This is a genomic window from Pseudomonas sp. LBUM1660, from assembly GCF_059695935.1.
This window is the reverse complement of sequence record NZ_CP166795.1, coordinates 342,864-368,519: the sequence shown is the minus strand read 5'-3', so window position 1 is coordinate 368,519 and position 25,656 is coordinate 342,864. Positions and strand designations below refer to the sequence as shown.

The window sequence follows — 25,656 nt, the reverse complement described above, 5'->3', positions numbered from 1 at the left end:
GCGCCGGCATCACCCACATTCTAAGGGCATCCACTACTAAGCCCGAAGCCACCCGGAGGACACTATGTCGAAGTCGGTTCAACTCATCAAAGATCATGACGTCAAGTGGATTGATCTGCGCTTCACGGACACCAAAGGCACTCAGCACCACGTGACCATGCCGGCTCGCGACGCGCTGGATGAAGCTTTCTTCGAAGAAGGCAAAATGTTCGACGGTTCCTCCATCGCTGGCTGGAAAGGCATCGAAGCTTCCGACATGATCCTGCTGCCGGACGACAGCACTGCCGTTCTCGACCCGTTCACCGAAGACCCAACGCTGATCATCGTTTGCGATGTAATCGAGCCTTCGACAATGCAAGGCTACGATCGCGACCCACGTGCGATCGCCAAGCGTGCCGAGGAATACCTGAAGTCGACCGGTATCGGCGATACCGTTTTCGTTGGTCCGGAGCCTGAGTTTTTCATCTTCGATCAGGTGAAATTCAAGTCCGACATCTCCGGCTCGATGTTCAAAATCTTCTCCGAACAAGGTTCGTGGATGTCCGACCAGGACATCGAAGGCGGCAACCATGGCCACCGTCCAGGTATCAAAGGCGGTTACTTCCCGGTTCCTCCGTTTGACCACGACCACGAAATCCGTACCTCCATGTGCAACGCCATGGAAGAAATGGGTCTGGTCATCGAAGTTCACCACCACGAAGTGGCAACTGCCGGTCAGAACGAAATCGGTGTGAAGTTCAACACCCTGGTCGCCAAGGCTGACGAAGTTCAGACCCTGAAATACTGCGTGCACAACGTGGCTGTCGCTTATGGCCGCACCGCGACCTTCATGCCAAAGCCTCTGTACGGCGACAACGGTTCGGGTATGCACGTCCACCTGTCCATCGCCAAAGACGGCAAGAACACCTTCGCTGGCGAAGGCTATGCCGGCCTGTCTGACACCGCCCTGTACTTCATCGGCGGCATCATCAAGCACGGTAAGGCGCTGAACGGCTTCACCAACCCGTCGACCAACTCCTACAAGCGTCTGGTCCCAGGTTTCGAAGCTCCGGTAATGCTGGCCTACTCGGCTCGTAACCGTTCCGCTTCGATCCGTATTCCTTACGTGTCCAGCCCTCGTGCTCGCCGTATCGAAGCCCGCTTCCCGGATCCAGCAGCCAACCCGTACCTGGCCTTCGCTGCCCTGGTAATGGCCGGCCTGGACGGCATCCAGAACAAGATCCACCCTGGCGATGCAGCTGACAAAAACCTGTACGACCTGCCGCCTGAAGAGGCGAAAGAGATCCCACAAGTTTGCGGCAGCCTGAAAGAAGCTCTGGAAGAGCTGGACAAAGGTCGTGCGTTCCTGACCAAAGGCGGCGTGTTCTCCGATGACTTCATCGACGCTTACATCGCTCTGAAAAGCGAAGAAGAAATCAAAGTACGTACCTTCGTACACCCACTGGAATATGAGCTGTACTACAGCTGCTGATCCCGTAGCGCCTGTGCAAGCGGCGTGACAAAAAAGAGGCCTCCTTCGGGAGGTCTTTTTTATGCCCGCGATTTGGCGATCACTGAAAAACCCTGTGGGAGCGGGCTTGCTCGCGAATGCAGTGTGTCAGCTTGCATTGATGGTGACTGACACTCCGCTTTCGCGAGCAAGCCCGCTCCCACAGGGGTTTTGTGGTGTTTGAGGGATTTTGGCAATTCATGCCCAAATGTTAACGAGCTGGGTCAATCACCACCCCCTGACCTATGCTGCACCCCAACGCTTTCGCTTCCGGTCGATTTTATGGGTCGTGGTTTTCTTTTGATGTTGCTGATGATCGCCCTGCCCGCCGCAGCGCAGATCTATAAGTACACCGACGCCTCCGGGAACACCGCCTATAGCAATCAACCACCCGACGGCGTCAAGGCGCAGCCGGTCGAGTTGCCACCGCTCAACAGCGTTGCGCCCCAGGCACCTCCTGCGCCCGCTGCCGAAACCGGCAACCGCGAGCAACCGCGCAGCGCCTATGAGGTACTGGAGTTGACCGGCCTGCCCACCGACGAAGCCCTGCGCGCCAACAACGGCACGTTCACCGTCAGCGTCCTGATCAAACCGCGCCTGCGAGCGCCGCACCTGTTCAGGTTGTTGCTTGACGGCCAACCCTACGGGCAATCGAGCAACGTGCCGATCCTGCAACTGGTGAACATCGACCGTGGCGAACACAGCCTGGCAGTGCAAGTAATCGACGGTGAGAACATCGTCCAGCAAAGCCCGACGGTGACATTCACCGTGCAACGGGTGCACAAGCGATGAGGATGTGGCTGCTGATCGCCTGCCTGATCGCACTGCCGGTCACGGCCGAGGTGTTCACCTACGTCGACGCTCAGGGCCATCGGGTCTACACCGACCAGCCAGGCTCAGGCAACGCCAAGCGCGTGCCGCTGGCGACGAGCAATCGCATGTCTGCCAACCCCACCGGGGCGACGCCGGTGATTGCCAAGCAAAAAACCGAAGACAAACCATTGTTCCATTACGACATGCTCCGCGTGCTGGTCCCGGAACCGGACGCTACGGTCCGTAGCAATGCCGGTGAGCTGATCGTCAGTGTCACCCATGAACCCGGCCTGCAACGAGGGCACCGCTACCGATTGCTGCTCGACGGCCAACCCACCGCCGAGCCCGGCCTCAGTCCGGTGTTCGCCCTGAGCAACATCGACCGCGGCAGCCACAACCTGTCCGTGGAAATCCTCGACGAACAAGGCCGCACCGTAGAACGCACGGCCAATCAACCCTTCCAGATGCTGCGCATCTCCCTCGCACAGAAGCGCAAAGTCAAACCCTGCGTCCTCACCGACTACGGCCAACGGCCGGAATGTCCGCTCAAAGACAAACCCGAGGAAGAAAAAAATCCCTTCCTGCGTTTCTTCTAACGCCGTTCAGCTTTACGCACTATATTGGTGCAATAGGTTGCACCGTTCCCACATCTCAACCCATTTTGGTTCGAAAGTACCCGCGAAAGCTGGCAGAACGCCACGCAAACGAGCGTCAAACGCCCGTTTCAGGCCTTAAACGCTTCTTTTCGGAGCCTTGGTTTGGTTTTTGCATTTTCCTCGTATCAGCGCGTTATTCACGCGCATGCCCTGCTCCAAAAGAGGTCCTAAATGACCATCAGTGATGCACTCCATCGTCTGCTTCTCGACAATCTGACCACCGCTACCATTTTGCTCGACGCCGAATTGCGCCTTGAGTACATGAACCCGGCGGCGGAGATGCTCTTGGCCATCAGCGGTCAGCGTAGCCATGGGCAGTTCATCAGCGAGTTGTTCACCGAATCCACCGAAGCGCTGAATTCCTTGCGCCAGGCGGTCGAGCAGGCGCACCCGTTCACCAAGCGCGAAGCGATGCTCACCGCCCTCACCGGCCAGACGTTGACCGTCGACTACGCAGTAACGCCGATCCTGGCCAACGGCGCCACGATGCTGCTGCTGGAAGTCCACCCCCGTGACCGCTTGCTGCGGATCACCAAGGAAGAGGCGCAGCTGTCGAAGCAGGAAACCAGCAAAATGCTGGTGCGCGGTCTCGCTCACGAAATCAAGAATCCGCTGGGCGGTATTCGCGGCGCGGCTCAGCTGCTCGCCCGCGAACTGCCGGAAGAAAGCCTGCGCGATTACACCAACGTCATCATTGAAGAAGCCGACCGTCTGCGAAACCTCGTAGATCGCATGCTCGGCTCCAACAAGTTGCCATCGCTGGCCATGTGCAACGTCCACGAGGTGCTGGAGCGTGTCTGTCATCTGGTCGAGGCCGAAAGTCAGGGCTGCATCACTTTGGTGCGCGACTACGACCCAAGCATTCCCGACGTCTTGATCGACCGCGAACAAATGATCCAGGCCGTGTTGAACATCGTGCGCAACGCGATGCAGGCCATCAGCAGCCAGAACGAGCTGCGCCTGGGCCGCATCAGCCTGCGCACCCGCGCCATGCGCCAGTTCACCATCGGCCACGTGCGGCATCGCCTGGTGACCAAGATCGAAATCATCGACAACGGCCCCGGGATTCCCGCGGACCTGCAAGAAACCATCTTCTTTCCCATGGTCAGCGGCCGCCCGGACGGTACCGGGCTGGGCCTGGCCATTACCCAGAACATCATCAGCCAGCACCAGGGCCTGATCGAATGTGACAGCCACCCAGGCCACACCACTTTCTCGATCTTCCTGCCCCTGGAACAAGGAGCCACATCGACATGAGCCGTAGTGAAACCGTGTGGATCGTCGATGACGACCGTTCTATCCGCTGGGTCCTGGAAAAAGCCTTGCAGCAGGAAGGCATGACCACGCAAAGCTTCGACAGCGCCGATGGCGTGATGAGCCGCCTGGCGCGCCAGCAGCCGGACGTGATCATCTCCGACATCCGCATGCCGGGGGCCAGCGGCCTGGACCTTCTGGCGCGGATTCGCGAACAACACCCACGGTTGCCGGTGATCATCATGACTGCGCACTCCGATCTGGACAGCGCTGTCGCGTCCTATCAGGGCGGCGCGTTTGAATACCTGCCAAAACCGTTCGACGTCGACGAAGCCGTTTCGCTGGTCAAACGTGCGAACCAGCACGCCCAGGAACAGCAAGGACTGGAAGTCCCGGTCGCCTTGACCCGCACCCCGGAAATCATCGGCGAAGCGCCGGCGATGCAGGAAGTGTTTCGCGCCATCGGTCGCCTGAGCCACTCCAATATCACCGTGCTGATCAACGGCGAATCCGGTACCGGTAAAGAATTGGTGGCCCACGCCCTGCACCGCCACAGTCCACGGGCGGCATCGCCGTTCATCGCGCTGAACATGGCGGCGATTCCGAAAGACTTGATGGAGTCCGAACTGTTCGGCCATGAGAAAGGCGCATTCACCGGCGCGGCCAACCTGCGTCGCGGGCGCTTTGAGCAGGCGGACGGCGGCACGCTGTTCCTCGATGAAATCGGCGACATGCCAGCGGACACCCAGACGCGTTTGCTGCGCGTTCTGGCCGATGGCGAGTTCTACCGCGTCGGCGGTCATACGCCGGTGAAGGTCGATGTGCGCATCATCGCTGCGACGCACCAGAACCTGGAAACCCTGGTGCACGCCGGGAAATTCCGTGAGGACTTGTTCCACCGCCTCAACGTGATCCGCATCCACATTCCACGGCTGTCGGACCGTCGCGAAGACATCCCGACCCTCGCCAAGCACTTCCTCAGCCGTGCCGCGCAAGAATTGGCGGTGGAACCGAAGCTGCTGAAAAGCGAAACCGAGGAATACCTGAAGAACCTGCCGTGGGGCGGCAACGTGCGTCAGTTGGAGAACACCTGCCGCTGGATCACAGTGATGGCTTCGGGTCGCGAAGTGCACATCAGCGACCTGCCGCCGGAACTGCTGAGCCTGCCGCAGGATTCGGCGCCAGTGACCAATTGGGAGCAAGCGTTGCGTCAATGGGCTGATCAGGCGTTGGCTCGCGGTCAATCGAGTTTGCTCGACAGCGCCGTACCGGCATTCGAGCGGATCATGATCGAAACCGCCTTGAAACATACCGCCGGACGGCGTCGGGATGCTGCGGTTCTGCTGGGTTGGGGGCGTAATACCCTGACGCGCAAAATCAAGGAATTGGGAATGAAGGTTGATGGTGGGGATGATGATGAAGGGGAAGAGGGCTAAACAGCCTCTAGATCTTCGCTGACAGTTGCATCCATTCGCGGGCAAGCCTCGCTCCTACAGGTCATGCGCCGATCTTGAAATGGCACAAACCCTGTAGGAGCGAGGCTTGCCCGCGAAGCTTTTGGGGCCAACGTGCACCGACTGAATGCACCGTGAACCGCAATCGCGCACAAAAACTCATTCAAAACCCCGTTCGCTTTCGCAACCGAACCGCTACCGAAAAAACACGAAAGCCCCGAATCTCGGGGCTTTCGGCATTCCAAGGCAGCTTTCTGTTTCAACTTGTTAAAACCTGGCACGCCCCCTGCAATAGTCCATTCAGTGATTCAGTTCACTACCCGGTTTCGGGGACCTTGGTACAGGCAGGCCGGGGATTCCCCTCTTTACATCGGGCTCACACCGCTCTCGCGACGAGCCCCTCCAGTTTTGGGGCCCTTGATACAGGCAGGTCAAGGGTTCCTTCTTTACACCGGGCTCGACGCCATGCGCGAGCCCTGCCGTTTTGGGAACCTTGGTACAGGCAGGCCGGGGATTCCCTCTTTTATTGCTCCCGGAGATGGATCTCCAGCCGCCAGCGGTCATCGACCTCGCTACCGGTCCACTCGCCCTGCAGTGGCCGGGCCGCCACTACCGTCAGCAACAACCCCCCATCACTCAAGCGCGTCCGCCAGTTCACGACCTTGTCGTTGAGCTTGAGCTGACCTTTCTGCGCCTTGCCTTGCGCCTCGAACAGCAGCGCGAGGCTGCCGTCCACGAATTCGCCATGGGATTTGGGTTCGTTGTTGAACCACACCACCAGCCCATCGTCCGTCACCTCGACCTGCTGCAATTCGCTGGGGTCAGGCGTGGTCAGGCGACCAATCATCAGCCCCACCATCAGTCCGACAATCGCCAGCGAACCCATCACCCGCGGTAATAGTTTCGAACGTGGATCGATGGGCGGCGTAGAATGCCGCTCATCTTTACCTTCGGAGCCGTGCATGTTTCACGTCATCCTCTTTCAACCAGAAATTCCGCCGAATACCGGCAACGTTATCAGGCTGTGCGCCAACAGTGGCTGCCACCTGCATTTGATCGAACCGCTGGGCTTCGAGATGGACGACAAGCGCCTGCGCCGCGCCGGTCTCGACTACCACGAGTATGCCACCCTGCAACGCCACGCGGACCTCGCCAGTTGCCTGGAAAGCCTTGGCCATCCTCGGCTGTTCGCGTTCACCACCAAGGGCTCGCGTCCGTTCCACGATGCCAGTTTCGCCGAGGGCGACGCGTTCCTGTTCGGCCCAGAAAGCCGTGGTTTGCCGGCGGAAGTGCTCGAGGCCCTGCCCGGCGAACAACGCCTGCGCTTGCCGATGCGCGAAGGCTGCCGCAGCCTGAACCTGTCGAACACCGTGGCGGTCGCCGTCTACGAAGGCTGGCGCCAGCTCGGCTTCAAATAACACCGCATAACAAATGTGGGAGCGGGCTTGCTCGCGAAGGGGCCATAACATTCAACATCATCGTTGACTGTTACACCGCTTTCGCGAGCAAGCCCGCTCCCACATTGGACTTGCTTCGACGCTCAGACCGCTTACTGAACGGTCGGAGTCTCGCCAGCCGCCTGCATGCGTTGCAGTTCTTGTGCGTACAGCGCGTCGAAGTTCACCGGCGCCAGCATCAGGGCCGGGAACGAGCCGCGGGTCACCAGGCTGTCCAGGGTTTCGCGAGCGTAAGGGAACAGGATGTTCGGGCAGAACGCGCCGAGGGTGTGGCTCATCGAAGCGTCGTCCAGGTTCTTGATCAGGAAGATCCCGGCCTGCTGCACTTCAGCGATGAACGCCACTTCGTCACCGTTTTTCACGGTCACGGACAAAGTCAGCACGACTTCGTGGAAGTCGCCTTCCAGCGCCTTTTGACGAGTATTCAGATCCAGACCGACGCTTGGCTCCCACTGCTGGCGGAAGATCGCCGGGCTTTTCGGGGCTTCGAACGACAAGTCACGTACATAGATGCGCTGCAAGGAGAATTGCGGTGCGGTGTCTTCTTCGCTAGCTGCAGTGTTCTGTTGGTCAGTCATCTCAGATCCTTTCTGATCTTGGGGTCTTATAGGGAAGGCATTCAGGCCTTGAGCATGGCGTCGAGCTTGCCGGCGCGCTCAAGGGCAAACAAATCATCACAGCCACCAATGTGGCGCTCGCCGATCCAGATCTGCGGCACGGACGTCCGTCCGGCCTTCTGGGCCATGGCGGCACGCACCTGCGGCTTGCCATCGACCTTGATCTCTTCGAAAGCCACGCCTTTGTTCTCGAGCAGGTACTTGGCTCGCGAGCAGTAGGGGCAGTAATCGCTGGAATAGACGACGACGTTGCTCATATCACTTCACCAGCGGCAGGTTGTCGCCTTTCCAGCTGGAAATACCGCCGGACAGCTTGGCGGCGGTGTAGCCGGCCTTCATCAGTTCGCGGGCGTGGGTGCCGGCGGTCTGGCCCATGGCATCGACAAGGATGATGGTCTTGGCCTTGTGCTTTTCCAGTTCGGCAATGCGAGCGGTCAGTTTGTCGTGGGGAATATTCAACGCGCCAACAATGTGACCGGCGGTGAAATCCTTGACCGAACGAATGTCGATCACAACGCCCGCGTCCTTGTTGACCAGCCCGGTCAGTTCACCGGTGCTCAGGCTGCGGCCGCCGCCTTGCATCTGATAAGCGATCAGCAACGCCAGCAGTACGACGAAGATACCGACGAGCAGATAGTGGTTAGTGGCAAATTCAATCAGGTGAGCAACCATCGAAGGAGGTTCCAGGGCGTTAAAATGTCGGCCAGTATACACAGCCACTATGGTGGGCCAAACCCCGTCCGGCGGTGACGTGGCCGGAACTTCGCTTTAAACTGCCACTCCCTTTTCCATCGCCCTCTTTTAATTCAGCCACGAGTGGAATCCATGACTACCACGCCTAAACCTTTGGTCCTGATTATTCTCGACGGCTTCGGTCACAGTGAGAGCCCTGAATCCAACGCCGTGTTTGCGGCGAAGAAGCCCGTACTGGACCGCTTGTGGGCCACTGTGCCGAACGGCCTGATCTCGGGCAGCGGCATGGACGTCGGTCTGCCGGACGGCCAGATGGGCAACTCCGAAGTCGGCCACATGAACCTGGGCGCCGGTCGCGTGGTGTATCAAGATTTTACTCGCGTGACCAAATCGATCCGTGACGGCGAGTTTTTCGAGAACCCGACCATCTGCGCCGCGGTGGATAAAGCCGTTACTGCCGGCAAAGCCGTGCACTTCATGGGCCTGCTGTCCGATGGCGGCGTTCACAGCCACCAGGATCACCTGGTCGCCATGGCCGAACTGGCCTACAAGCGCGGCGCTGAAAAAATCTACCTGCACGCCTTCCTCGACGGCCGCGATACACCGCCGAAAAGCGCCCAGTCGTCCATCGAACTGCTCGACGCGACGTTCCAGGCTTTGGGCAAAGGCCGGATCGCCAGCATCGTCGGCCGTTACTTCGCCATGGACCGCGACAACCGTTGGGACCGCGTGTCCCAGGCCTACAACCTGATTGTCGACGGCAACGGCGAATTCAACGCCGCCACCGCACAGGAAGGGCTGCAAGCTGCCTATGAGCGCGGCGAGAGCGATGAATTCGTCAAAGCCACTTCCATCGGCGAGCCGGTGAAAGTCGAAGACGGCGACGCCGTGGTCTTCATGAACTTCCGCGCCGACCGCGCCCGTGAACTGACCCGCGTGTTCGTCGAAGACGATTTCAAGGAATTCGAACGTGCGCGCCAGCCGAAACTGGCCGGTTTCGTGATGCTGACCCAATACGCCGCCAGCATTCCCGCGCCATCGGCCTTTGCCGCCGGCAGCCTGGACAACGTGCTGGGCGATTACCTGGCGCAAAACGGCAAGACCCAGCTGCGCATCGCCGAAACCGAGAAATACGCCCACGTAACCTTCTTCTTCTCCGGCGGTCGCGAAGAACCGTTCCCGGGCGAAGAACGCATCCTGATCCCGTCGCCGAAAGTCGCCACCTATGACTTGCAGCCCGAGATGAGCGCCCCGGAAGTCACCGACCGCATCGTCGACGCCATTGAAAATCAGCGTTACGACGTGATCGTGGTCAACTACGCCAACGGCGACATGGTCGGCCACAGCGGCGTGTTCGACGCAGCAGTGAAAGCTGTTGAATGTCTGGACCTGTGCGTTGGTCGCATCGTCGAAGCGTTGGACAAGGTCGGCGGCGAAGCGCTGATTACGGCCGACCACGGCAACGTCGAGCAAATGTCCGATGAATCCACTGGCCAGGCTCACACCGCGCACACCACTGAGCCGGTGCCGTTCATCTACGTCGGCAAGCGTGACTTCAAGGTGCGTGATGGCGGCGTACTGGCGGATGTGGCACCGACCATGTTGATGCTGATGGGCCTGGAAAAACCATCTGAAATGACCGGCACGTCGATTCTGGTGTAATCAGCCCTATCAAACACCGCTAACCCCTGTGGGAGCGGGCTTGCTCGCGAATGCGGTGTGTCAGTCAACGTTGATGTCGACTGACACACCGCATTCGCGAGCAAGCCCGCTCCCACATTGGTTTTTGGGTGTTTTCAGATGCGACACTGCTCCAGTTATCACACAACCCCAATTGGGCGTTTTTTTTGCGGCGCTTGGCGGGCATACTAGGCCGTCCCTTTCCCTGGTGTCGCCCGCCTCTATGCTTCGCGTCCTGATTGCCCTTGCTCTGACTTGCCTGCTCCAACCGGCCTTCGCTGACGAGCGCGCGCAAACCCAACAACAGTTGGACGCCACGCGTCAGGACATTGCCGAGCTGAAAAAACTGCTGGGCAAGCTGCAGGAGGAAAAATCCGGTGTGCAGAAAGACCTCAAGGGCACCGAGACCGAAATGGGCAAGCTCGAGAAGCAGGTCGAAGCCCTGCAAAAAGAGCTGAAGAAAAGCGAATCCGAGCTGCAGCGACTCGATGGAGAGAAAAAAAAACTCCAGAGCGCGCGCACTGAACAGCAGCGACTGATCGCCATTCAGGCCCGTGCGGCCTATCAGAACGGCCGTCAGGAGTACTTGAAGCTCTTGCTGAACCAGCAGAATCCGGAAAAATTCGCCCGCACCCTCACCTATTACGACTACCTGAGCCAGGCCCGCCTGGAGCAGCTGAAGAATTTCAACGAAACCCTGCGCCAACTGGCCAATGTCGAAAAAGACATCGCGTTGCAACAGGCGCAATTGCTGGTGCAGAAAAGCAGCCTCGACAGCCAGCGCGACGAACTCGACAAGGTTCGCAAGGAGCGCCAGCAGGTCCTGACCAAGCTGAGCGACGACGTGAAGGCTCGCGACCAGAAGCTGGCCGCCCGCGAGCAGGATCAGGCAGACCTGTCTAAAGTCCTTAAAACCATCGAAGAAACCCTGGCCCGCCAGGCTCGAGAGGCTGAAGAGGCGCGACAAAAAGCGCTCATCGCCCAGCAGGAAGCCGAAAAAAAGCGTTTACGTGAGGCTCAGGAACAGGCAGATGCCACTGACGCCCCACGTAAACCGGTTAAATCAACACCTGGCGCACTGGTTTCAAGTTCAGGCGAAACCTTCGGCGGCGCTTTTGCTTCAACTCGCGGCAAACTTCCGTGGCCCGTTGATGGTCGACTGCTGGCACGCTTTGGTGAATCCCGTGGCGACGACGCCCGTACCAAATGGGACGGCGTGATGATCAGCGCCTCCGCCGGCAGCCAGGTGCACGCCGTGCATGGCGGTCGCGTGGTGTTCGCCGACTGGTTGCGTGGCGCCGGGCTGCTGGTGATTCTCGACCACGGCAACGGTTTTTTGAGTCTTTATGGTCACAACCAGACGCTGCTCAAGTCTGCGGGTGACGTGGTAAAAGCCGGTGAGTCCATCTCCACTGTCGGTAACAGTGGCGGGCAGGACACACCAGCGCTGTATTTCGCTATTCGTCAGCAGGGTCACCCGAGTGATCCGGCGCAATGGTGTCGTGCGCAAGGATAAGTACGCCATCTACTTCAGGAGTTCGTTCGACATGCTGCATTTGTCCCGCCTTACCTCGCTGGCCCTGACGATTGCCCTGGTGATCGGCGCGCCTCTGGCGTTTGCCGCTCAACCGGCCCCGGCGGTCGCGCCTGCGGGCACTGCTGCGACCACCAAGGCGCCGTTGCCCCTGGAAGAGTTGCGCACTTTTGCCGAGGTCATGGATCGGATCAAGGCCGCCTATGTCGAACCGGTGGACGACAAGACCCTGCTGGAAAACGCCATCAAAGGCATGCTCAGCAACCTCGATCCGCACTCCGCCTACCTGGGCCCGGAAGACTTCGCTGAATTGCAGGAAAGCACCAGCGGCGAATTCGGTGGCTTGGGCATCGAAGTCGGCGCCGAAGACGGTTTCATCAAAGTGGTTTCGCCCATCGATGACACCCCGGCCTCCAAGGCTGGCATTCAGGCTGGCGACTTCATCGTCAAGATCAACGGCCAGCCGACTCGCGGCCAGAGCATGACCGAAGCCGTGGACAAGATGCGCGGCAAGATCGGCCAGAAAATCACCCTGACCCTGGTGCGCGACGGCGGGACACCGTTCGACGTGACCCTGACCCGCGCGATCATTCAAGTGAAGAGCGTCAAGGCGCAGCTGCTGGAGTCGGGCTACGGCTACATCCGCATCACCCAGTTCCAGGTCAAGACCGGCGAAGAAGTTTCCAAGGCCCTGGCCAAGTTGCGCAAGGACAATGGCAAGAAGCTCAACGGCATCATTCTCGACCTGCGCAACAACCCGGGCGGCGTGCTGCAATCGGCGGTGGAAGTGGTCGACCACTTCATCACCAAGGGCCTGATCGTTTACACCAAGGGCCGCATCGCCAACTCCGAGTTGCGCTTCTCTGCCACCGGCAAAGACGAAAGCGAAGCCGTGCCAATGGTTGTGCTGATCAACGGCGGCAGCGCCTCGGCTTCGGAAATTGTCGCCGGCGCCTTGCAGGATCAAAAACGCGCGGTGGTCATGGGCACCACCAGTTTCGGCAAAGGCTCGGTACAAACCGTGCTGCCACTGAACAACGATCGCGCACTGAAGATCACCACGGCGCTGTACTACACGCCGAACGGCCGCTCGATCCAGGCCCAGGGCATCGCCCCGGACATCGAAGTGCGCAAGGCCAAGATCACCAACGAGCAGGACGGCGAATACTTCAAGGAAGCCGACCTGCAGGGTCACCTGGGCAATGGCAACGGCGGCGCCGACAAACCGACCGGTTCCAGCGGTAAAGCCAAAGCAATGCCACAGGATGACGATTACCAATTGGCCCAGGCGCTGAGCCTGCTCAAAGGGCTGAGCATCACCTCCGGTCGCTGAGGTGCGCCTGCGGTTCTTGATCGGTCTGCTGTGCTGTCTGGCGGGTGTTGCTCACGCAGAACCCGCCAAGCCGACGCCACACAAGGCCTACCTGACATTGATCATCGATGACCTGGGGCAGAACCTGCCCCGGGATCGTCGCGTACTAGCCCTGCCCGGTCCTGTGACCGCGGCGATCATGCCCGACACACCCCACGCCACCGAATTCGCCCGCGAAGCCCATCGCGCCGGCAAGATCGTCATTCTGCACATGCCCATGGATCCGGCCACCGGCCCGTTCGCCTGGCATCCCGACTTGCCCATCGACGAACTTGAGAAACGCCTGAGCGCGGCATTCAAGGTCGTGCCTTATACCGCCGGTATCAACAACCATATGGGCAGCCGCATGACCGCTCAGCAACCCGCCATGGCCTGGTTGATGGCGGACTTGCAGCGCCGGCACAAGCTCTTCGTCGACAGCCGCACCAGCGCGCAAACCGTCGCGGCGGCCGAGGCGCAGAAAATTGGCTTGGCGAGTGTTTCGCGGGATGTGTTTCTGGATGATGAGCGCACCGAGGCGGCGATTTTTACGCAGCTACAGACGGCGATTGATCTGGCACGCAAGCAGGGCTCGGCGGTGATGATCGGGCATCCGTATCCGCAGACACTGGCGGTACTGGAGCGCGAATTGCCGAAGCTCAAGGCGCAGGGGATCGAGTGGATCGACATCAAGCAGATGATCAGCGTGCGCAGCAATCGCGCAACGGCTGCTCACGGTAAGGATGGCGTGTACCGGTAATCAGCGACACCACCTAACCCCTGTAGGAGCCGGCTTGCTGGCGATGGCGGCAGTGAGATCGATGCAAGATTTGAGGCCGCTTCGCCAGCAAGCCGGCTCCTACAGGGAGAGGTGGTGGCTCGGGAATGGTGGGCGGCTAGAGATACCGCGCCATGATGTCGTCCACCACGCCTTCCTTGCGCAGCTGATCCAGCGCTGCCTGAAGCTTGGCAACCATCTCGTCCGGCACATCCTTGTTCAACGCCAGGTACAACTCGGCGCTATTGAACCGCAACACCGTCTTCAGCCCGTTCACCCCTTCCTGACGCGCCAGATAGCGCCCGGCCGGATCGCCTGTGGCCCACAAATCAATCTGACCATTCACCAGCTTCTTTGCGTTGTCCTGATCGCGCAGCACCACAATGGGCTTCAACCCTTGCTTGGCCAGCGTCTCGGCAATCGCATCGCCCTTGTACGCGCCGATCTTGTATTTGCGCGCCTGTTCCAGCGTCTCCAGGCTGATCTTGCTATCAGCCTTGGCCAGCATGATCCAGTCATCCGGGCCGATGGGACCAACCCACTTGAACAGCTTCTCGCGATCCGGCAAGCGCGCCATCACGAACAAGCCGTAGCCGGGTTTCTCGAGGGCGAGTTTGTAGATTCGCTCCCAAGGGAAGCGCAGTGTCAGGCTGTAGGTCACGTCGGCACGTTTGAACATCTCGCGGACGATGTCCACAGCAATGCCATTGATGTTCTCATCCTGAGCGAAGTTTTTGCCGTTCTTCGCCATGTTGTACGGCGGGAAATTTTCCGTCAGCAACACCAGGTCGGTGTCGGGACTTTCTTCAGCGTGGACCCCATTGATGAGCAACAGAGAAGCGCTGGCGAGGACAAGAAGAAGACGTTTGATCATGTCGGGCTACCGAAATCCATGGCGTGCCCAAGAGTGCCTTGAGCCCGCCATGCTGTCCACTGGCCTGCATGGATTTGTTTAGCGCATCACGATCCCGCGATGGGCCATGTAGGCCTTGGCTTCCTGCACGGTGTATTCGCCGAAGTGGAAAATACTCGCCGCCAATACTGCGCTCGCGTGGCCTTCGATGATGCCGTCGGCCAGATGCTGCAGGTTGCCGACGCCGCCGGAGGCAATCACCGGGATACCCAGCGCATCGCTGATGGCGCGCGTCACGCCCAGGTCGAAGCCGTTTTTCATGCCGTCCTGGTCCATGCTGGTCAGCAGGATTTCACCGGCACCGAGGCCTTCCATTTTCATCGCCCACTCAACGGCGTCGAGGCCGGTCGGTTTGCGGCCGCCGTGGGTGAAGATCTCCCAGCGCGGGGTTTCGCCCGGGCCGGAGACTTTCTTGGCGTCGATGGCGACGACGATGCACTGCGAGCCGAAATGCTGGGCCGCTTCGCCAACGAACTCCGGGTTGAACACCGCTGCGGTATTGATCGAAACCTTGTCCGCACCGGCATTCAGCAAGTTGCGAATGTCCTGCACGGTGCGCACGCCACCGCCCACGGTCAGCGGGATGAATACCTGGCTGGCCATGCGCTCGACGGTGTGCAGCGTGGTGTCGCGGCCATCGACGCTGGCGGTGATGTCGAGAAAGGTAATCTCGTCGGCGCCTTGCTCGTCGTAGCGACGGGCGATTTCCACCGGATCGCCGGCATCACGAATGTTCTCGAACTTCACACCTTTGACGACCCGGCCGTTGTCCACGTCCAGGCAAGGGATGATGCGTTTGGCCAGCGCCATGGTCAGTCCTCAGCCTTTGTACGAATCGCAGAAAGCTTGCGCTTCAGCGACGTCGAGGGTGCCTTCGTAGATCGCCCGGCCGGTGATCGCGCCGATGATGCCTGGCGCCTTGGCGTCGAGCAGCGACTTGATGTCACCCAGGTTGTGAATACCGCCGGAAGCGATCACCGGAATGCGCGTGGCAGCGGCCAGGGCAGCGGTGAACGGTACGTTGCAGCCCTGCATCATGCCGTCTTTGGCGATGTCGGTATAAACGATCGCGGACACGCCGTCGGCTTCGAATTGCTTGGCCAGGTCGATCACCTGAATGGTGCTGATTTCAGCCCAGCCGTCGGTGGCGACAAAACCGTCTTTAGCGTCCAGGCCGACGATCACTTTGCCCGGGAACGCGCGGCAGGCTTCAGCGACGAAGGCTGGATCTTTCACGGCTTTGGTGCCGATGATCACATAGCTCACGCCTGCCTTGACGTAGTGCTCGATGGTTTCCAGGGAGCGGATGCCGCCACCGATCTGGATCGGCAGGTTCGGGTAGCGCTTGGCGATGGCAGTGACCACTTCGCCATTGACCGGCTGGCCTTCGAAGGCGCCGTTCAGGTCGACCAGATGCAGACGACGGCAACCGCCCTCCACCCACTTGGCAGCCATGCTCACCGGGTCATCGGAGAACACCGTGGAATCTTCCATGCGGCCCTGGCGCAGACGAACACAGGCACCGTCTTTAAGATCGATAGCGGGAATAATCAGCATCTGGCAAACCTTCAAATTCGAGTGTTCAGCTTCGCTCGGAAATCAGTTTTTCTCGAGCGCCCACAGGTCGCTTTCGATGCTTTCGAACCTCTCTTTGAGGTGTGTCTGCACATCGAAAATCGCCCTGTTGTAATAGTGCGGCGCAATTTCACGGGTAAACAGCTCAAGGATTTCGGCCGCTTCGAACGAACCCAGGTCCAGCTCGAAGCGGTCCTCCATGAAGCGTTTGATCTTGTGATTGGCCTCGTTCTCCTGTTCGGGAGTGAGGGTCAGGATCGGTGGCTTCGTTTTCTTGGCTGCCATTTACCAGCGACCATCCCACGCAGCGAAGTTCTGCAGCAATTGCAGGCCATGGGTATGGCTCTTCTCCGGGTGGAACTGCACGGCGAAACGCGAGCCATCGGCCAGCGCCGCAGCGAAATCGACACCGTAGTGACCGCCACCCACCACCTGCCGCGCATTGCCGGCGGCGATGTAGTAGCTGTGCACGAAGTAGAAACGCACCAGGTCCGGAATGTTGTGCCACAGCGGGTGACTCACCGTCTGCTTCACTTCGTTCCAGCCCATGTGCGGGACTTTCAGGTGTTCGCCATCTTCGTGCAGGTCCTTGCCGAAGAACTTCACCGCACCCGGAAACAGGCCGATGCAGTCAACGCCGTCATTCTCTTCACTGCTGTCGAGCAAGGCTTGCATGCCGACGCAGATGCCTAGGAACGGACGGTCCTGGCTGACTTCGCGCACCAGCGAGTCGAAGCCCAGGCGACGGATCTCCGCCATGCAGTCGCGAATCGCACCGACGCCGGGGAAAACCACCCGGTCGGCTTCGCGAATCACATCGGCATCGCTGGTGATCAGGACCTTGCCGGCACCAACGTGCTCGAGGGCCTTGGCCACCGAGTGCAGGTTGCCCATGCCGTAATCGATAACCGCGACCGTCTGCATTACAGAACGCCTTTGGTCGACGGCATCTGACCGGCCATGCGGTCGTCGAGCTCTACGGCCATGCGCAGGGCGCGGCCGAAAGCCTTGAACACGGTTTCGATCTGGTGGTGGGTGTTGGTGCCACGCAGGTTGTCGATGTGCAGGCTGACCAGCGCATGGTTGACGAAGCCCTGGAAGAATTCCTGGAACAGGTCAACGTCGAAACCACCAACGGTGGCGCGGGTGTAGGGAACATGCATCTGCAGGCCAGGACGGCCGGAGAAGTCGATCACCACGCGCGACAGCGCTTCATCGAGCGGCACGTAGGCGTGGCCGTAGCGACGGATGCCTTTTTTGTCGCCGATGGCTTTGGCGAAGGCTTGACCCAAGGTGATACCGACGTCTTCCACGGTGTGGTGGTCGTCGATATGCAGGTCGCCCTTGCTGACAATATCCAGGTCGATCAGCCCGTGACGGGCGATCTGGTCCAGCATGTGCTCAAGAAAAGGAACACCGATATCAAATCGGGCCTTTCCGGTGCCATCCAGGTTGATCGAGGCTTTGATCTGGGTTTCCAGAGTGTCGCGCTCGACTGACGCCTTACGTTCGGCCATCACCAGCTCCGCAAAATCATTGGGCGAAAAAGGCAGCCATTATAGGGGCGCGGGCGCGAAACAGAAACACGGGAGGTGATATGACTGACGGACAGAACCCGGTGTTGTCGGAGATGTACCTGTAATGACATGTAGGAGCTAGGCTTGCCCGCGAAGACGGTGTGCCTGACACACCGCGTTATCGTTCTTCGCGAGCAAGCTTCGTTCCTACAGGAGGTACGCGGAATTAGTGGAACAGCACTGCCGTTTTCTGCAGCGTCACCCAAACACCCCACGCCAACGGAATACCCACCACCAGCCACGCAGCAACCGCCAACGGCTTGGTGCCCGGCGCCGCTTTCCACTCCAGCACGGTGCTGGCATCAGCACCCTTGTCGTGGCCCAGCGCCTGTTCGGCAGCCAGTTCGGCGTCGGTCATGAAGTACTTGTCGGCCACCGGGCGAACCATCAGGTTGCACAGGAAACCCAGCACCAGCAGGCCTGCGAGGATGTACAACGTGATGTCGTAAGCCGCGGCACGTTCAACGCCGATGCTCAGCTGATACTCACGAATGTAGTTCACCAACACCGGCCCCAACACACCCGCCGCCGCCCACGCCGTCAGCAGACGACCGTGGATCGCGCCGACCATTTGCGTACCGAACAGGTCCGCCAGGTAAGCCGGCACGGTTGCAAAACCACCGCCGTACATCGACAGGATGATGCAGAACGCCGCCACGAACAGCGCAACGTTGCCCAGGTGACCGAGGTTCGGAATCAGCGCGTACAGAGCAAAGCCCAAGGCGAAGAACACGAAATAGGTGTTTTTACGGCCCAGGTAATCCGAGAACGAAGCCCAGAAGAACCGACCACCAATGTTGAACAGACTCAGCAAACCGGTGAAACCGGCCGCAATCGCCGCGATCGAAGCCAGTTGCCCGGCGTCCAGCTGACCGAATGGCAGGTCAACACCGATCAATTTACCGCCGAACACTTCCTGCAACAGCGGCGAAGCCATACCCAGGATGCCGATACCCGCCGACACGTTCAGGCACAGCACCAGCCACACCAGACGGAATTGCGGGGTTTTCCACGCCACATTCACGTGAACGTGACGGTGAGTGATCATCGCGTTCGAGGCTTTCTTCGCCGGAGCGGCCCAGCCTTCAGGCTTCCAACCGGTTGGCGGAACGCGGTAGGACAGTGCGCCCCCGATCATGAACACGAAGTAGATCGCGGCCATCACCAGGAAGCTCTGCCACACGCCGACGCTGTCTGCCGAAGCGAAGTGGCCCATCAGGGCTGCGGCCAGTGGCGCACCGACCATCGCACCACCGCCGAAGCCCATGATCGCCATGCCGGTCGCCATGCCGCGCTTGTCCGGGAACCACTTGATCAAGGTCGACACCGGCGAGATGTAACCCAGGCCCAGGCCAATGCCGCCAATGACCCCGGAGCCGATCCACATCAGCCAGATCTGGTGGGTATAAATCCCCAGCGCCGAGATCAACAGACCGCCACACCAGCACAGCGCCGATACAACGCCAGCCTTGCGAGGCCCGGCGTGTTCCAGCCAGCCGCCCCAGATCGCTGCCGAGCAGCCGAGGAAGATGAAGAACAGGGTGTAGATCCAGCCGAGCATCGAGATCGGCCAGTCGCATTGCGACGAGAAAACTTGCGAGATGAAGCTCATGTCCGGCGCGCAAGCCACTGCCTTGGTCACGCCCAGTGCTTTGGACAGCGGCAGCCAGAACACCGAAAAGCCGTAGGCCATGCCGATGCAAAGGTGAATGGCCAGGGCGGCCGGTGGTACCAGCCAACGGTTGAAACCGGGCTTGGCGATGATGCGCTCCTTGGACAGGAACGCGGGCTGGTCGGCTTTGAAGCCGTCCGCCGTGATGCTCGTGGTCATTGTGTATCCCCCAATTATTAGTATGGTTCGCCAGCCACTCTTCACCCCCAGCCTTATGCGCACGCATGACTGTCTTTTGCAGGGTAAAGCTCCATTTTGATGCGACATCACGTCGCAGAAGGACGGACGAACTGGCAGAGGTTACCATCTGTACGTGACAGAAAAACCAAAGTGACATCACCTTTTGCAAGTCATCTGTTCTCGTACCACTGAAGGAACCGCCATGCCGATCATTGTCGAGCCGCTGAACGAAGCCACTTACCAGGATCAGCTAGACCTGCAGAAAATTTACCGCGACGCTCCGGACTGGCTGTTCGCCCCGTATTCAGGGGATTTGCAGCTGATCGAAGGCTGCCTGGGCGACGGTTCGCTGATCGCCGGACGCTTCAATGATCGGTTGCTCGGAGCGGCTCGTTTGCAGAGACAAACTGATGTTTGGCACTTGTCCCAAATATGCGTGCGAAAAATTACCCGTCGTCGCGGCGTTGCCGAGCGTCTGGTGAACGAAGCGCAGAAAATGGCCTCGCAATCGGGCGCGACATTGCGTTTGCTGGCGCCTGCCGGGCATCTGGAAGCGCAGGCCCTGGCCGCCAAGCTGAAAGTGCCGCTGGATGTGCTGCCGACGTGATCGCTGACCGGTCGTCCGCTTCGGAGCGCTATACTCCCCGGCTAAATTTCGAATTCGACTAACTACAAGTACTCGCCCATGAAAGCGTTCGGCAAAATCCTGGGTCTGGTGCTTCTCGGGCTGTTGCTGATCATTGTGGCGCTGGGCTTTGCCCTGACCCACCTCTTCGATCCCAACGACTATAAAGACGAGATTCGCCAGATTGCCCGCGACAAGGCCCACATCGAGCTGACGCTCAATGGCGATATCGGCTGGAGCCTGTTCCCGTGGCTTGGCCTGGAATTGCACGAAGCCAGTGTCGCGACCCTCGCCAAGCCCACCGAGCCGTTCGCCGACTTGCAGATGCTTGGTCTGTCCGTGCGCGTGCTGCCGCTGCTGCGCCGTGAAGTGCAGATGAGCGATGTGCGCGTCGAAGGCTTGAACTTGCGGCTGAACCGCGACAAGGACGGCCACGGCAACTGGGAAGACATCGGCAAGGCCCCGGCGCCAGCCACTCCGGCCACGCCACCGGCCACTGCTGGCGAACCGGCGCCGACCTCCACAGCACAGACGGAGAAACCGGCCCAGCCGATTCGGCTGGACATCGACAGCCTGACCGTCAATAACGCCCGCGTTGAATACAGCGACGAGAAGACCGGCAAGCAGTTCAGCGCCGAAAGCATCCAACTGAGCACCGGCCCGGTCCACGACTCGACCAACATTCCGGTCAAACTCACGGCGTTCCTCGGCACCAACCAGCCGGTCTTGCGGGTACGCACCGAGCTCAATGGCGAACTGCGTTTCGAACGCGCCTTGCAGCGCTACAAATTCGAGGACATGAAACTCTCCGGCGAAGTCGCCGGCGATCCGCTGCAAGGCAAGACCATGACCTTCGCTGCCCAAGGCCAGTTGCTGCTGGATAAAGCCGCGAACGTCGCCGAATGGACCGGCATCAAGATCTCCGCCAACCAATTGCGCGCGCTGGGCGAACTGAAGGTCAACGACCTCGACAAGACGCCACTAATCAGCGGCGGCCTTTCGATCGCCCAGTTCGACCTGGCGAAATTCGTCGACAGCATTGGCCAGAAACTCCCGGCCATGGCCGAAGGCAGCCTGAGCAAAGTCGAACTGGTCAGCCGCCTGGCGGGCACGCCTTCCAGCCTGTCGTTCGACAACCTCAACCTGAAAGTCGACGACAGCACCTTCAGCGGCCGCATCGCCGTCGAGGACTTCGCCAAGCAATCGCTGCGCGCAACCCTCAAGGCTGACACCTTCAACGTCGACCGTTACCTGCCGCCGAAATCCGCCGAAGCCAGTAGCGCGACGCAAGTGCGTCAGGCCGAAGTCGCAAGCACCGAAGCCGATGCCATGGCGGGCGCCGGCAGCACACCCCTGCCGAGCGCACCGACCAAAACCGCATGGAGCACTGAACGCCTGCTGCCGGTAGAGCGCTTGAGCAAACTCGACGTGGACGCTGACCTGACCTTCGGCCAGTTGACCCTCGATAAACTGCCGATCCAGAACGCGGCGCTCAAGGCCACCGGCCAAGGCGGCCTGCTGACCCTGGAAAACCTGCGCGGCGACCTGTACGGCGGCAACTTCGAAGCCAAGGGCACCCTGGACGTGCGCCAAGCAGCACCCGCGCTGAACCTGCAGACGCGCATCACCCAAGTGCCTGTGGAAAAAATCCTTGAAAGCCAAGGGAAGAATCCGCCGGTCAAAGGTCTGGTGACGCTTAACAGCGCGTTGACCGGCAGCGGCAATAGCCAGCAAGCACTGATCGACAGCCTCAACGGCAACGCCAGTTTCGTCATCAACAACGGCGTGCTGCTCAATGCCAATCTTGAGCAACAACTGTGCAAAGGCATCGCCACCCTGAACCGCAAATCCCTCAGCGGTGAACCACGGGGCAAGGACACACCGTTCCAGGAGCTCAAGGGCAACCTGACCTTGCGTAACGGCGTGGCCAGCAACCCGGACCTGAAAGTGCGTATCCCTGGCATGACCGTCAACGGTGACGGCGACGTCGACCTGAGGGTGCTGGGCATGGATTACCGCGTGGGCATCGTCGTCGAAGGCGACAAGAGCGACATGCCGGACCCGGCCTGCCAAGTTGGCGAGAAGTTCGTCGGCATCGAGTGGCCTCTGCGTTGCCGTGGCCCGCTGGAGCTAGGCGCCAAGGCCTGCCGCCTCGACAACGAACGCATGGGGCAGGTTGCGAGCAAACTGGCGGGGGACAAACTCAGCGAAAAAATCGACGAGAAGCTTGGCGACAAAGTCAGCCCGGAGCTGAAAAACGCGCTGAAGGGGCTGTTCAAGCGATGAGAGCCGAGAAGTTTTCATCGGCGGTGCTGGAATGGTACGACCGCCACGGACGCCACGATTTGCCCTGGCAACAAGGCATCACGCCGTATCGGGTGTGGGTCTCGGAAATCATGCTGCAGCAAACCCAGGTCAGCACCGTGCTGAATTACTTCGACCGGTTTATGGCCTCGCTGCCGACGGTCGAGGCCCTGGCCGCCGCCCCGGAAGACGAAGTACTGCACCTGTGGACCGGACTCGGCTATTACACCCGTGCGCGCAATTTGCAGAAGACCGCGAAGATTGTCGTGGCCGAGTACGGCGGCGAGTTTCCGCGGGATGTTGAAAAGCTTGTCGAGTTGCCGGGCATCGGCCTGTCTACCGCTGGCGCCATCGCCAGCCTGAGCATGGGCCTGCGGGCGCCGATCCTCGATGGCAACGTCAAACGGGTCCTGGCGCGCTTTACCGCACAAGAGGGTTATCCGGGCGAGCCGAAGGTTGCCAAACAGCTGTGGGCGAACGCTGAGCGCTTCACGCCCCATGATCGGGTCAACGCCTACACCCAGGCGATGATGGATCTGGGCGCCACGCTCTGTACCCGCAGCAAACCGAGCTGCCTGCTGTGTCCGCTGGAAAAAGGCTGCGAAGCGCACATGCTCGGCCTGGAAACCCGCTACCCGATCCCCAAGCCGCGCAAAACCGTGCCACAGAAGCGCACGCTGATGCCGATGCTCGCCAACGGAGAAGGCGCGATTCTGCTTTACCGTCGGCCCTCCACGGGCTTGTGGGGCGGTCTCTGGAGCCTGCCGGAACTCGACGACCTCGACGACCTGCAACATCTGGCCTCGCAGCACTCGCTGGAACTGGGCAGCCAACAAGCACTGCCGAGCCTGGTCCACACCTTCAGTCATTTTCAGTTGTCCATCGAACCCTGGCTGGTTCAGGTCCAGGAGGCCGGCCATCACGTGGCCGAGGCCGACTGGCTCTGGTATAACCTCGCCACCCCGCCGCGCCTGGGCCTTGCCGCCCCGGTCAAAACCTTGCTCGAACGCGCGGCCGCCGTATTGAACGCAGGAGAGTCGTCATGACCCGCACCATCATGTGCCGCAAGTACAAAGAAGAATTACCCGCCCTGGAGAAAGCCCCATTCCCGGGCGCCAAAGGTCAGGACATTTTTGACCACGTCTCGGCCAAGGCCTGGGCCGACTGGCAGAAACACCAGACCCTGCTGATCAACGAAAAACGCCTGAACATGATGAACGCCGAAGACCGCAAATACCTGCAGGGCGAGATGGACAAGTTTTTTTCCGGCGAGGAATACGCGAAGGCTGACGGCTACGTTCCGCCGGCTGAATAATCCCGTTTTATCGGGGGTCGGAACGTAAGCGACGGTAATAGTTAAATTTTTTTTGAAAACTTGCTTGACGACCCCCTGAAAAACCCGTTTAATGCGCCCCGTTGCCCAGATAGCTCAGTCGGTAGAGCAGGGGATTGAAAATCCCCGTGTCGGCGGTTCGATTCCGTCTCTGGGCACCAAATACCGAAAACCCTGAATCGCAAGATTCAGGGTTTTTTTATGCCTGCGATTTGATAACAACAGTCCAGCGCAGCACAGATACCGGAAAAACAATCACTCTTTAGTACTCTGGCTCGATGATGGCACCATGCTATGATTTTGCCCGTGCATGGAATAAAGCCAACTGATCCCGATGCCCCCGCATCCGAATCAGTCGATGCAGGATAGAGACAGCGCAAGGAGTGCGTGCTTTTCACCCCTCCCCGCAAAACACTGCCCTTCCCTGTTCGACGACACGAAGCCAGCCTTCCAGGCACGCTCCCTTCTCGATATCCCTGAACATGGAATAGTTATGTCCGACATCAATGAACTGAAAGACAAGATCAACACCAAAACCTTGAATATGGTCCTGCTGTCGATTGCGACCGCCGGGATCTACTTGCTGTTGTGGTTGTACAAGAGCAACCAGAAGATCAACGAAACCACGAAGATCAAAGTGGTCGACGACACTTACATTATCTGGGTCGCCGTCTGCCTTGGCTGGAGCGGCGCGTTGTCGAACCTGGGCGACGTGTTGTTCGACTCGCTTTCCGGCATTCTGCTGATCGCATTGAACGCGCTGTACATCGTGTGGGCCTTCAAGGCCAAAAACGCGCTGTCGGAATACGCCCTCAACGAGCACAAAATCGACCTGCGCATGAACGGGTTCTACACCTTCTTCCTGAACATCTTTTACGTGAATTACTGCATCAACGACTTGCCTGAAGAGCAGCGCAAACAACTGATCCTGCGCGGCCAGACGACGCAAGCCTGACCAACTGGGCGAGGGGCAGTCTCGACGGACTGCCACCATCACTCGTCACCCTTCCAGTTGAACACCAGATTACGCACGTTAGCGCTGCCGACATCTGTCGTGTCGCGCTTTACCTCACCGTTACGGGTAGCGACCACGGTGTACTTGCCAGCCGGTAACTGGACATAAACCAAAGGCCCTGCCTGACTGAGTGTCAGCACTGACTGACCTTGAGCGCTCTGGATAACCAGTTCCACATCCGGTACATATTTGCCCTCCGCTCCAATGGAGAAGGTCATGTGCAGGTTATAGCCAGTCGATTGCTGGATGGCCTTCGCTTCATCTTCGCCAATACCGCCGGACAAATAGGTAATCCCGTTTTGCTCCTGCCGCTGAATCTGCACGCCTGTGCTGTCGATGGGCTCGAGGCTGGCGGACCCTGCCATGGCGGGAAACATCAGCGCACCGACGGTGGCAATGATCAACATGAGGGAATGGATGGACTTCATGATGGTGACTCCCGGGCTCAACGGACCCAATCGTTACTCCTTTTGGATTTCTCGCTGGATGCTCAAGTTTTAGATTGATTGGTACTTGAGCTCACTGCGAAATGGACTACACCCTGTATTCCTCAAATCCGGGCTGCCGTCGGCACGATCCTGCAAAACGAATCCGGTATTTCCTGCGGATTTCCCGGCTTCGCCCGGCATCGCCGCCCTGCCCTCTCTTGCCATCCTCTTTCGCCTGATCCTCCAGCCGCGGAAGAC

The 25,656-nt window shown here is 59.7% G+C and carries 27 protein-coding genes and 1 tRNA gene; 16 read left to right on the top strand and 12 right to left on the bottom strand.

Annotated features, from left to right (window positions below):
- Positions 1-64 precede the first annotated feature (64 nt).
- The 5 genes from glnA to ntrC all read left to right on the top strand — a co-directional run bounded on the left by glnA (position 65) and on the right by ntrC (position 5,648).
- Positions 65-1,471 (top strand): glutamate--ammonia ligase, encoded by a 1,407-nt coding sequence (glnA, locus tag ACA068_RS01830; RefSeq protein WP_131061256.1) that lies wholly within the window; start codon positions 65-67, stop codon positions 1,469-1,471.
- 300 nt (positions 1,472-1,771) lie between these two features.
- Positions 1,772-2,281: a DUF4124 domain-containing protein gene (locus ACA068_RS01825; protein ID WP_497307155.1), complete on the top strand. Its 510-nt coding sequence runs from the start codon at positions 1,772-1,774 to the stop codon at positions 2,279-2,281.
- Positions 2,278-2,898: a DUF4124 domain-containing protein gene (locus ACA068_RS01820; protein ID WP_497307153.1), complete on the top strand. Its 621-nt coding sequence runs from the start codon at positions 2,278-2,280 to the stop codon at positions 2,896-2,898. The genes ACA068_RS01825 and ACA068_RS01820 overlap by 4 nt, the downstream gene beginning before the upstream one ends.
- Positions 2,899-3,129: 231 nt before the next feature.
- The gene (gene glnL / locus ACA068_RS01815; RefSeq protein WP_010464561.1) at positions 3,130-4,215 is read left to right on the top strand and encodes a nitrogen regulation protein NR(II); all 1,086 of its coding nucleotides are present in this window, start codon (positions 3,130-3,132) and stop codon (positions 4,213-4,215) included.
- Positions 4,212-5,648 (top strand): nitrogen regulation protein NR(I), encoded by a 1,437-nt coding sequence (gene ntrC, locus ACA068_RS01810; RefSeq protein ID WP_010464563.1) that lies wholly within the window; start codon positions 4,212-4,214, stop codon positions 5,646-5,648. Before glnL ends, ntrC begins: the two co-directional genes overlap by 4 nt.
- A gap of 541 nt (positions 5,649-6,189) precedes the next feature.
- Here ntrC and ACA068_RS01805 read toward each other — a convergent pair.
- Positions 6,190-6,630: a hypothetical protein gene (locus ACA068_RS01805; protein WP_094469578.1), complete on the bottom strand. Its 441-nt coding sequence runs from the start codon at positions 6,628-6,630 to the stop codon at positions 6,190-6,192.
- Between ACA068_RS01805 and ACA068_RS01800 the strand changes: the two genes are divergently transcribed.
- Entirely contained in the window at positions 6,629-7,084 is a 456-nt protein-coding gene (locus ACA068_RS01800) for a tRNA (cytidine(34)-2'-O)-methyltransferase (protein WP_095634211.1), read from the top strand. The genes ACA068_RS01805 and ACA068_RS01800 overlap by 2 nt on opposite strands.
- 131 nt (positions 7,085-7,215) lie before the next feature.
- Here the strand turns inward: ACA068_RS01800 and secB are convergent, their stop codons facing one another.
- Genes secB through ACA068_RS01785 form a run of 3 tightly spaced genes read right to left on the bottom strand, consistent with a single transcriptional unit; the run spans position 7,216 to position 8,412 of the window.
- Positions 7,216-7,701, bottom strand: coding sequence for a protein-export chaperone SecB (gene secB / locus ACA068_RS01795; protein WP_131061261.1), 486 nt, complete (start codon positions 7,699-7,701; stop codon positions 7,216-7,218).
- Between the two features lie 41 nt (positions 7,702-7,742).
- Positions 7,743-7,997 (bottom strand): glutaredoxin 3, encoded by a 255-nt coding sequence (gene grxC / locus ACA068_RS01790; RefSeq protein WP_010464569.1) that lies wholly within the window; start codon positions 7,995-7,997, stop codon positions 7,743-7,745.
- 1 nt (position 7,998) lies between these two features.
- Positions 7,999-8,412: a rhodanese-like domain-containing protein gene (locus tag ACA068_RS01785; protein WP_497307151.1), complete on the bottom strand. Its 414-nt coding sequence runs from the start codon at positions 8,410-8,412 to the stop codon at positions 7,999-8,001.
- 153 nt (positions 8,413-8,565) lie between these two features.
- Between ACA068_RS01785 and gpmI the strand changes: the two genes are divergently transcribed.
- From gpmI to ACA068_RS01765, 4 genes are all read left to right on the top strand, one after another.
- Positions 8,566-10,095 carry a 2,3-bisphosphoglycerate-independent phosphoglycerate mutase gene (gene gpmI / locus ACA068_RS01780; protein WP_497307149.1) on the top strand — a complete coding sequence of 510 codons (1,530 nt, stop codon included), beginning with the start codon at positions 8,566-8,568 and terminating at the stop codon, positions 10,093-10,095.
- A 241-nt stretch (positions 10,096-10,336) separates the two neighbouring features.
- Positions 10,337-11,629, top strand: a complete 1,293-nt coding sequence (locus tag ACA068_RS01775; RefSeq protein ID WP_497307147.1) for a murein hydrolase activator EnvC family protein — start codon at positions 10,337-10,339, stop codon at positions 11,627-11,629.
- A gap of 31 nt (positions 11,630-11,660) precedes the next feature.
- Complete coding sequence (locus ACA068_RS01770; RefSeq protein ID WP_497307145.1) at positions 11,661-12,980, top strand: S41 family peptidase; 1,320 nt, start codon at positions 11,661-11,663, stop codon at positions 12,978-12,980.
- Between the two features lies 1 nt (position 12,981).
- A complete protein-coding gene (locus ACA068_RS01765; RefSeq protein WP_497307143.1) occupies positions 12,982-13,758 on the top strand; it encodes a divergent polysaccharide deacetylase family protein in 777 nt (258 codons plus the stop codon).
- A 136-nt stretch (positions 13,759-13,894) separates the two neighbouring features.
- Here the strand turns inward: ACA068_RS01765 and ACA068_RS01760 are convergent, their stop codons facing one another.
- The 7 genes from ACA068_RS01760 to ACA068_RS01730 form a co-directional block, all read right to left on the bottom strand.
- Positions 13,895-14,650 carry a substrate-binding periplasmic protein gene (locus ACA068_RS01760; RefSeq protein WP_497307141.1) on the bottom strand — a complete coding sequence of 252 codons (756 nt, stop codon included), beginning with the start codon at positions 14,648-14,650 and terminating at the stop codon, positions 13,895-13,897.
- A 78-nt stretch (positions 14,651-14,728) separates the two neighbouring features.
- A complete protein-coding gene (hisF, locus tag ACA068_RS01755) occupies positions 14,729-15,499 on the bottom strand; it encodes an imidazole glycerol phosphate synthase subunit HisF (RefSeq protein WP_497307139.1) in 771 nt (256 codons plus the stop codon).
- 9 nt (positions 15,500-15,508) lie between these two features.
- The gene (gene hisA, locus ACA068_RS01750; RefSeq protein WP_010464588.1) at positions 15,509-16,246 is read right to left on the bottom strand and encodes a 1-(5-phosphoribosyl)-5-[(5-phosphoribosylamino)methylideneamino]imidazole-4-carboxamide isomerase; all 738 of its coding nucleotides are present in this window, start codon (positions 16,244-16,246) and stop codon (positions 15,509-15,511) included.
- A gap of 42 nt (positions 16,247-16,288) precedes the next feature.
- Positions 16,289-16,549 (bottom strand): DUF2164 domain-containing protein, encoded by a 261-nt coding sequence (locus ACA068_RS01745; RefSeq protein WP_403104477.1) that lies wholly within the window; start codon positions 16,547-16,549, stop codon positions 16,289-16,291.
- The gene (gene hisH / locus ACA068_RS01740; protein ID WP_497307137.1) at positions 16,550-17,188 is read right to left on the bottom strand and encodes an imidazole glycerol phosphate synthase subunit HisH; all 639 of its coding nucleotides are present in this window, start codon (positions 17,186-17,188) and stop codon (positions 16,550-16,552) included.
- A complete protein-coding gene (hisB, locus tag ACA068_RS01735) occupies positions 17,188-17,781 on the bottom strand; it encodes an imidazoleglycerol-phosphate dehydratase HisB (protein WP_003218037.1) in 594 nt (197 codons plus the stop codon). Before hisB ends, hisH begins: the two co-directional genes overlap by 1 nt.
- A 226-nt stretch (positions 17,782-18,007) precedes the next feature.
- The gene (locus ACA068_RS01730; RefSeq protein WP_497307135.1) at positions 18,008-19,672 is read right to left on the bottom strand and encodes an OFA family MFS transporter; all 1,665 of its coding nucleotides are present in this window, start codon (positions 19,670-19,672) and stop codon (positions 18,008-18,010) included.
- A 223-nt stretch (positions 19,673-19,895) separates the two neighbouring features.
- On the opposite strand from ACA068_RS01730, the gene ACA068_RS01725 reads away from it, so the two are divergent.
- The 6 genes from ACA068_RS01725 to ACA068_RS01700 all read left to right on the top strand — a co-directional run bounded on the left by ACA068_RS01725 (position 19,896) and on the right by ACA068_RS01700 (position 24,910).
- Positions 19,896-20,300: an acetyl-CoA sensor PanZ family protein gene (locus ACA068_RS01725; RefSeq protein WP_497307133.1), complete on the top strand. Its 405-nt coding sequence runs from the start codon at positions 19,896-19,898 to the stop codon at positions 20,298-20,300.
- Positions 20,301-20,378: 78 nt separating this feature from the next.
- Positions 20,379-22,604, top strand: coding sequence for an AsmA family protein (locus tag ACA068_RS01720; RefSeq protein ID WP_497307131.1), 2,226 nt, complete (start codon positions 20,379-20,381; stop codon positions 22,602-22,604).
- Positions 22,601-23,668: an A/G-specific adenine glycosylase gene (gene mutY, locus ACA068_RS01715; protein ID WP_497307129.1), complete on the top strand. Its 1,068-nt coding sequence runs from the start codon at positions 22,601-22,603 to the stop codon at positions 23,666-23,668. Before ACA068_RS01720 ends, mutY begins: the two co-directional genes overlap by 4 nt.
- Positions 23,665-23,937 (top strand): oxidative damage protection protein, encoded by a 273-nt coding sequence (locus ACA068_RS01710; protein WP_497307127.1) that lies wholly within the window; start codon positions 23,665-23,667, stop codon positions 23,935-23,937. Before mutY ends, ACA068_RS01710 begins: the two co-directional genes overlap by 4 nt.
- A gap of 103 nt (positions 23,938-24,040) precedes the next feature.
- Positions 24,041-24,116, top strand: a tRNA-Phe gene (locus ACA068_RS01705).
- 332 nt (positions 24,117-24,448) lie between these two features.
- The gene (locus ACA068_RS01700) at positions 24,449-24,910 is read left to right on the top strand and encodes a DUF4234 domain-containing protein (protein WP_438661569.1); all 462 of its coding nucleotides are present in this window, start codon (positions 24,449-24,451) and stop codon (positions 24,908-24,910) included.
- Between the two features lie 38 nt (positions 24,911-24,948).
- Here ACA068_RS01700 and ACA068_RS01695 read toward each other — a convergent pair whose 3' ends face one another.
- On the bottom strand, positions 24,949-25,398 hold the full coding sequence (locus tag ACA068_RS01695; RefSeq protein ID WP_497307125.1) for a carboxypeptidase regulatory-like domain-containing protein: 450 nt from the start codon (positions 25,396-25,398) through the stop codon (positions 24,949-24,951).
- Positions 25,399-25,656 lie beyond the last annotated feature (258 nt).

Bases quoted from the DNA above. Each gene is read 5' to 3' on its own strand.
- glnA (WP_131061256.1), top strand. From the start codon at position 65: ATGTCGAAGTCGGTTCAACTCATCAAAGATCATGACGTCAAGTGGATT.
- ACA068_RS01825 (WP_497307155.1), top strand. From the start codon at position 1,772: ATGGGTCGTGGTTTTCTTTTGATGTTGCTGATGATCGCCCTGCCCGCC.
- ACA068_RS01820 (WP_497307153.1), top strand. From the start codon at position 2,278: ATGAGGATGTGGCTGCTGATCGCCTGCCTGATCGCACTGCCGGTCACG.
- glnL (WP_010464561.1), top strand. From the start codon at position 3,130: ATGACCATCAGTGATGCACTCCATCGTCTGCTTCTCGACAATCTGACC.
- ntrC (WP_010464563.1), top strand. From the start codon at position 4,212: ATGAGCCGTAGTGAAACCGTGTGGATCGTCGATGACGACCGTTCTATC.
- ACA068_RS01800 (WP_095634211.1), top strand. From the start codon at position 6,629: ATGTTTCACGTCATCCTCTTTCAACCAGAAATTCCGCCGAATACCGGC.
- ACA068_RS01805 (WP_094469578.1), bottom strand. From the start codon at position 6,630: ATGCACGGCTCCGAAGGTAAAGATGAGCGGCATTCTACGCCGCCCATC.
- secB (WP_131061261.1), bottom strand. From the start codon at position 7,701: ATGACTGACCAACAGAACACTGCAGCTAGCGAAGAAGACACCGCACCG.
- grxC (WP_010464569.1), bottom strand. From the start codon at position 7,997: ATGAGCAACGTCGTCGTCTATTCCAGCGATTACTGCCCCTACTGCTCG.
- ACA068_RS01785 (WP_497307151.1), bottom strand. From the start codon at position 8,412: ATGGTTGCTCACCTGATTGAATTTGCCACTAACCACTATCTGCTCGTC.
- gpmI (WP_497307149.1), top strand. From the start codon at position 8,566: ATGACTACCACGCCTAAACCTTTGGTCCTGATTATTCTCGACGGCTTC.
- ACA068_RS01775 (WP_497307147.1), top strand. From the start codon at position 10,337: ATGCTTCGCGTCCTGATTGCCCTTGCTCTGACTTGCCTGCTCCAACCG.
- ACA068_RS01770 (WP_497307145.1), top strand. From the start codon at position 11,661: ATGCTGCATTTGTCCCGCCTTACCTCGCTGGCCCTGACGATTGCCCTG.
- ACA068_RS01760 (WP_497307141.1), bottom strand. From the start codon at position 14,650: ATGATCAAACGTCTTCTTCTTGTCCTCGCCAGCGCTTCTCTGTTGCTC.
- hisF (WP_497307139.1), bottom strand. From the start codon at position 15,499: ATGGCGCTGGCCAAACGCATCATCCCTTGCCTGGACGTGGACAACGGC.
- hisA (WP_010464588.1), bottom strand. From the start codon at position 16,246: ATGCTGATTATTCCCGCTATCGATCTTAAAGACGGTGCCTGTGTTCGT.
- ACA068_RS01745 (WP_403104477.1), bottom strand. From the start codon at position 16,549: ATGGCAGCCAAGAAAACGAAGCCACCGATCCTGACCCTCACTCCCGAA.
- hisH (WP_497307137.1), bottom strand. From the start codon at position 17,188: ATGCAGACGGTCGCGGTTATCGATTACGGCATGGGCAACCTGCACTCG.
- hisB (WP_003218037.1), bottom strand. From the start codon at position 17,781: ATGGCCGAACGTAAGGCGTCAGTCGAGCGCGACACTCTGGAAACCCAG.
- ACA068_RS01730 (WP_497307135.1), bottom strand. From the start codon at position 19,672: ATGACCACGAGCATCACGGCGGACGGCTTCAAAGCCGACCAGCCCGCG.
- ACA068_RS01725 (WP_497307133.1), top strand. From the start codon at position 19,896: ATGCCGATCATTGTCGAGCCGCTGAACGAAGCCACTTACCAGGATCAG.
- ACA068_RS01720 (WP_497307131.1), top strand. From the start codon at position 20,379: ATGAAAGCGTTCGGCAAAATCCTGGGTCTGGTGCTTCTCGGGCTGTTG.
- mutY (WP_497307129.1), top strand. From the start codon at position 22,601: ATGAGAGCCGAGAAGTTTTCATCGGCGGTGCTGGAATGGTACGACCGC.
- ACA068_RS01710 (WP_497307127.1), top strand. From the start codon at position 23,665: ATGACCCGCACCATCATGTGCCGCAAGTACAAAGAAGAATTACCCGCC.
- ACA068_RS01700 (WP_438661569.1), top strand. From the start codon at position 24,449: ATGTCCGACATCAATGAACTGAAAGACAAGATCAACACCAAAACCTTG.
- ACA068_RS01695 (WP_497307125.1), bottom strand. From the start codon at position 25,398: ATGAAGTCCATCCATTCCCTCATGTTGATCATTGCCACCGTCGGTGCG.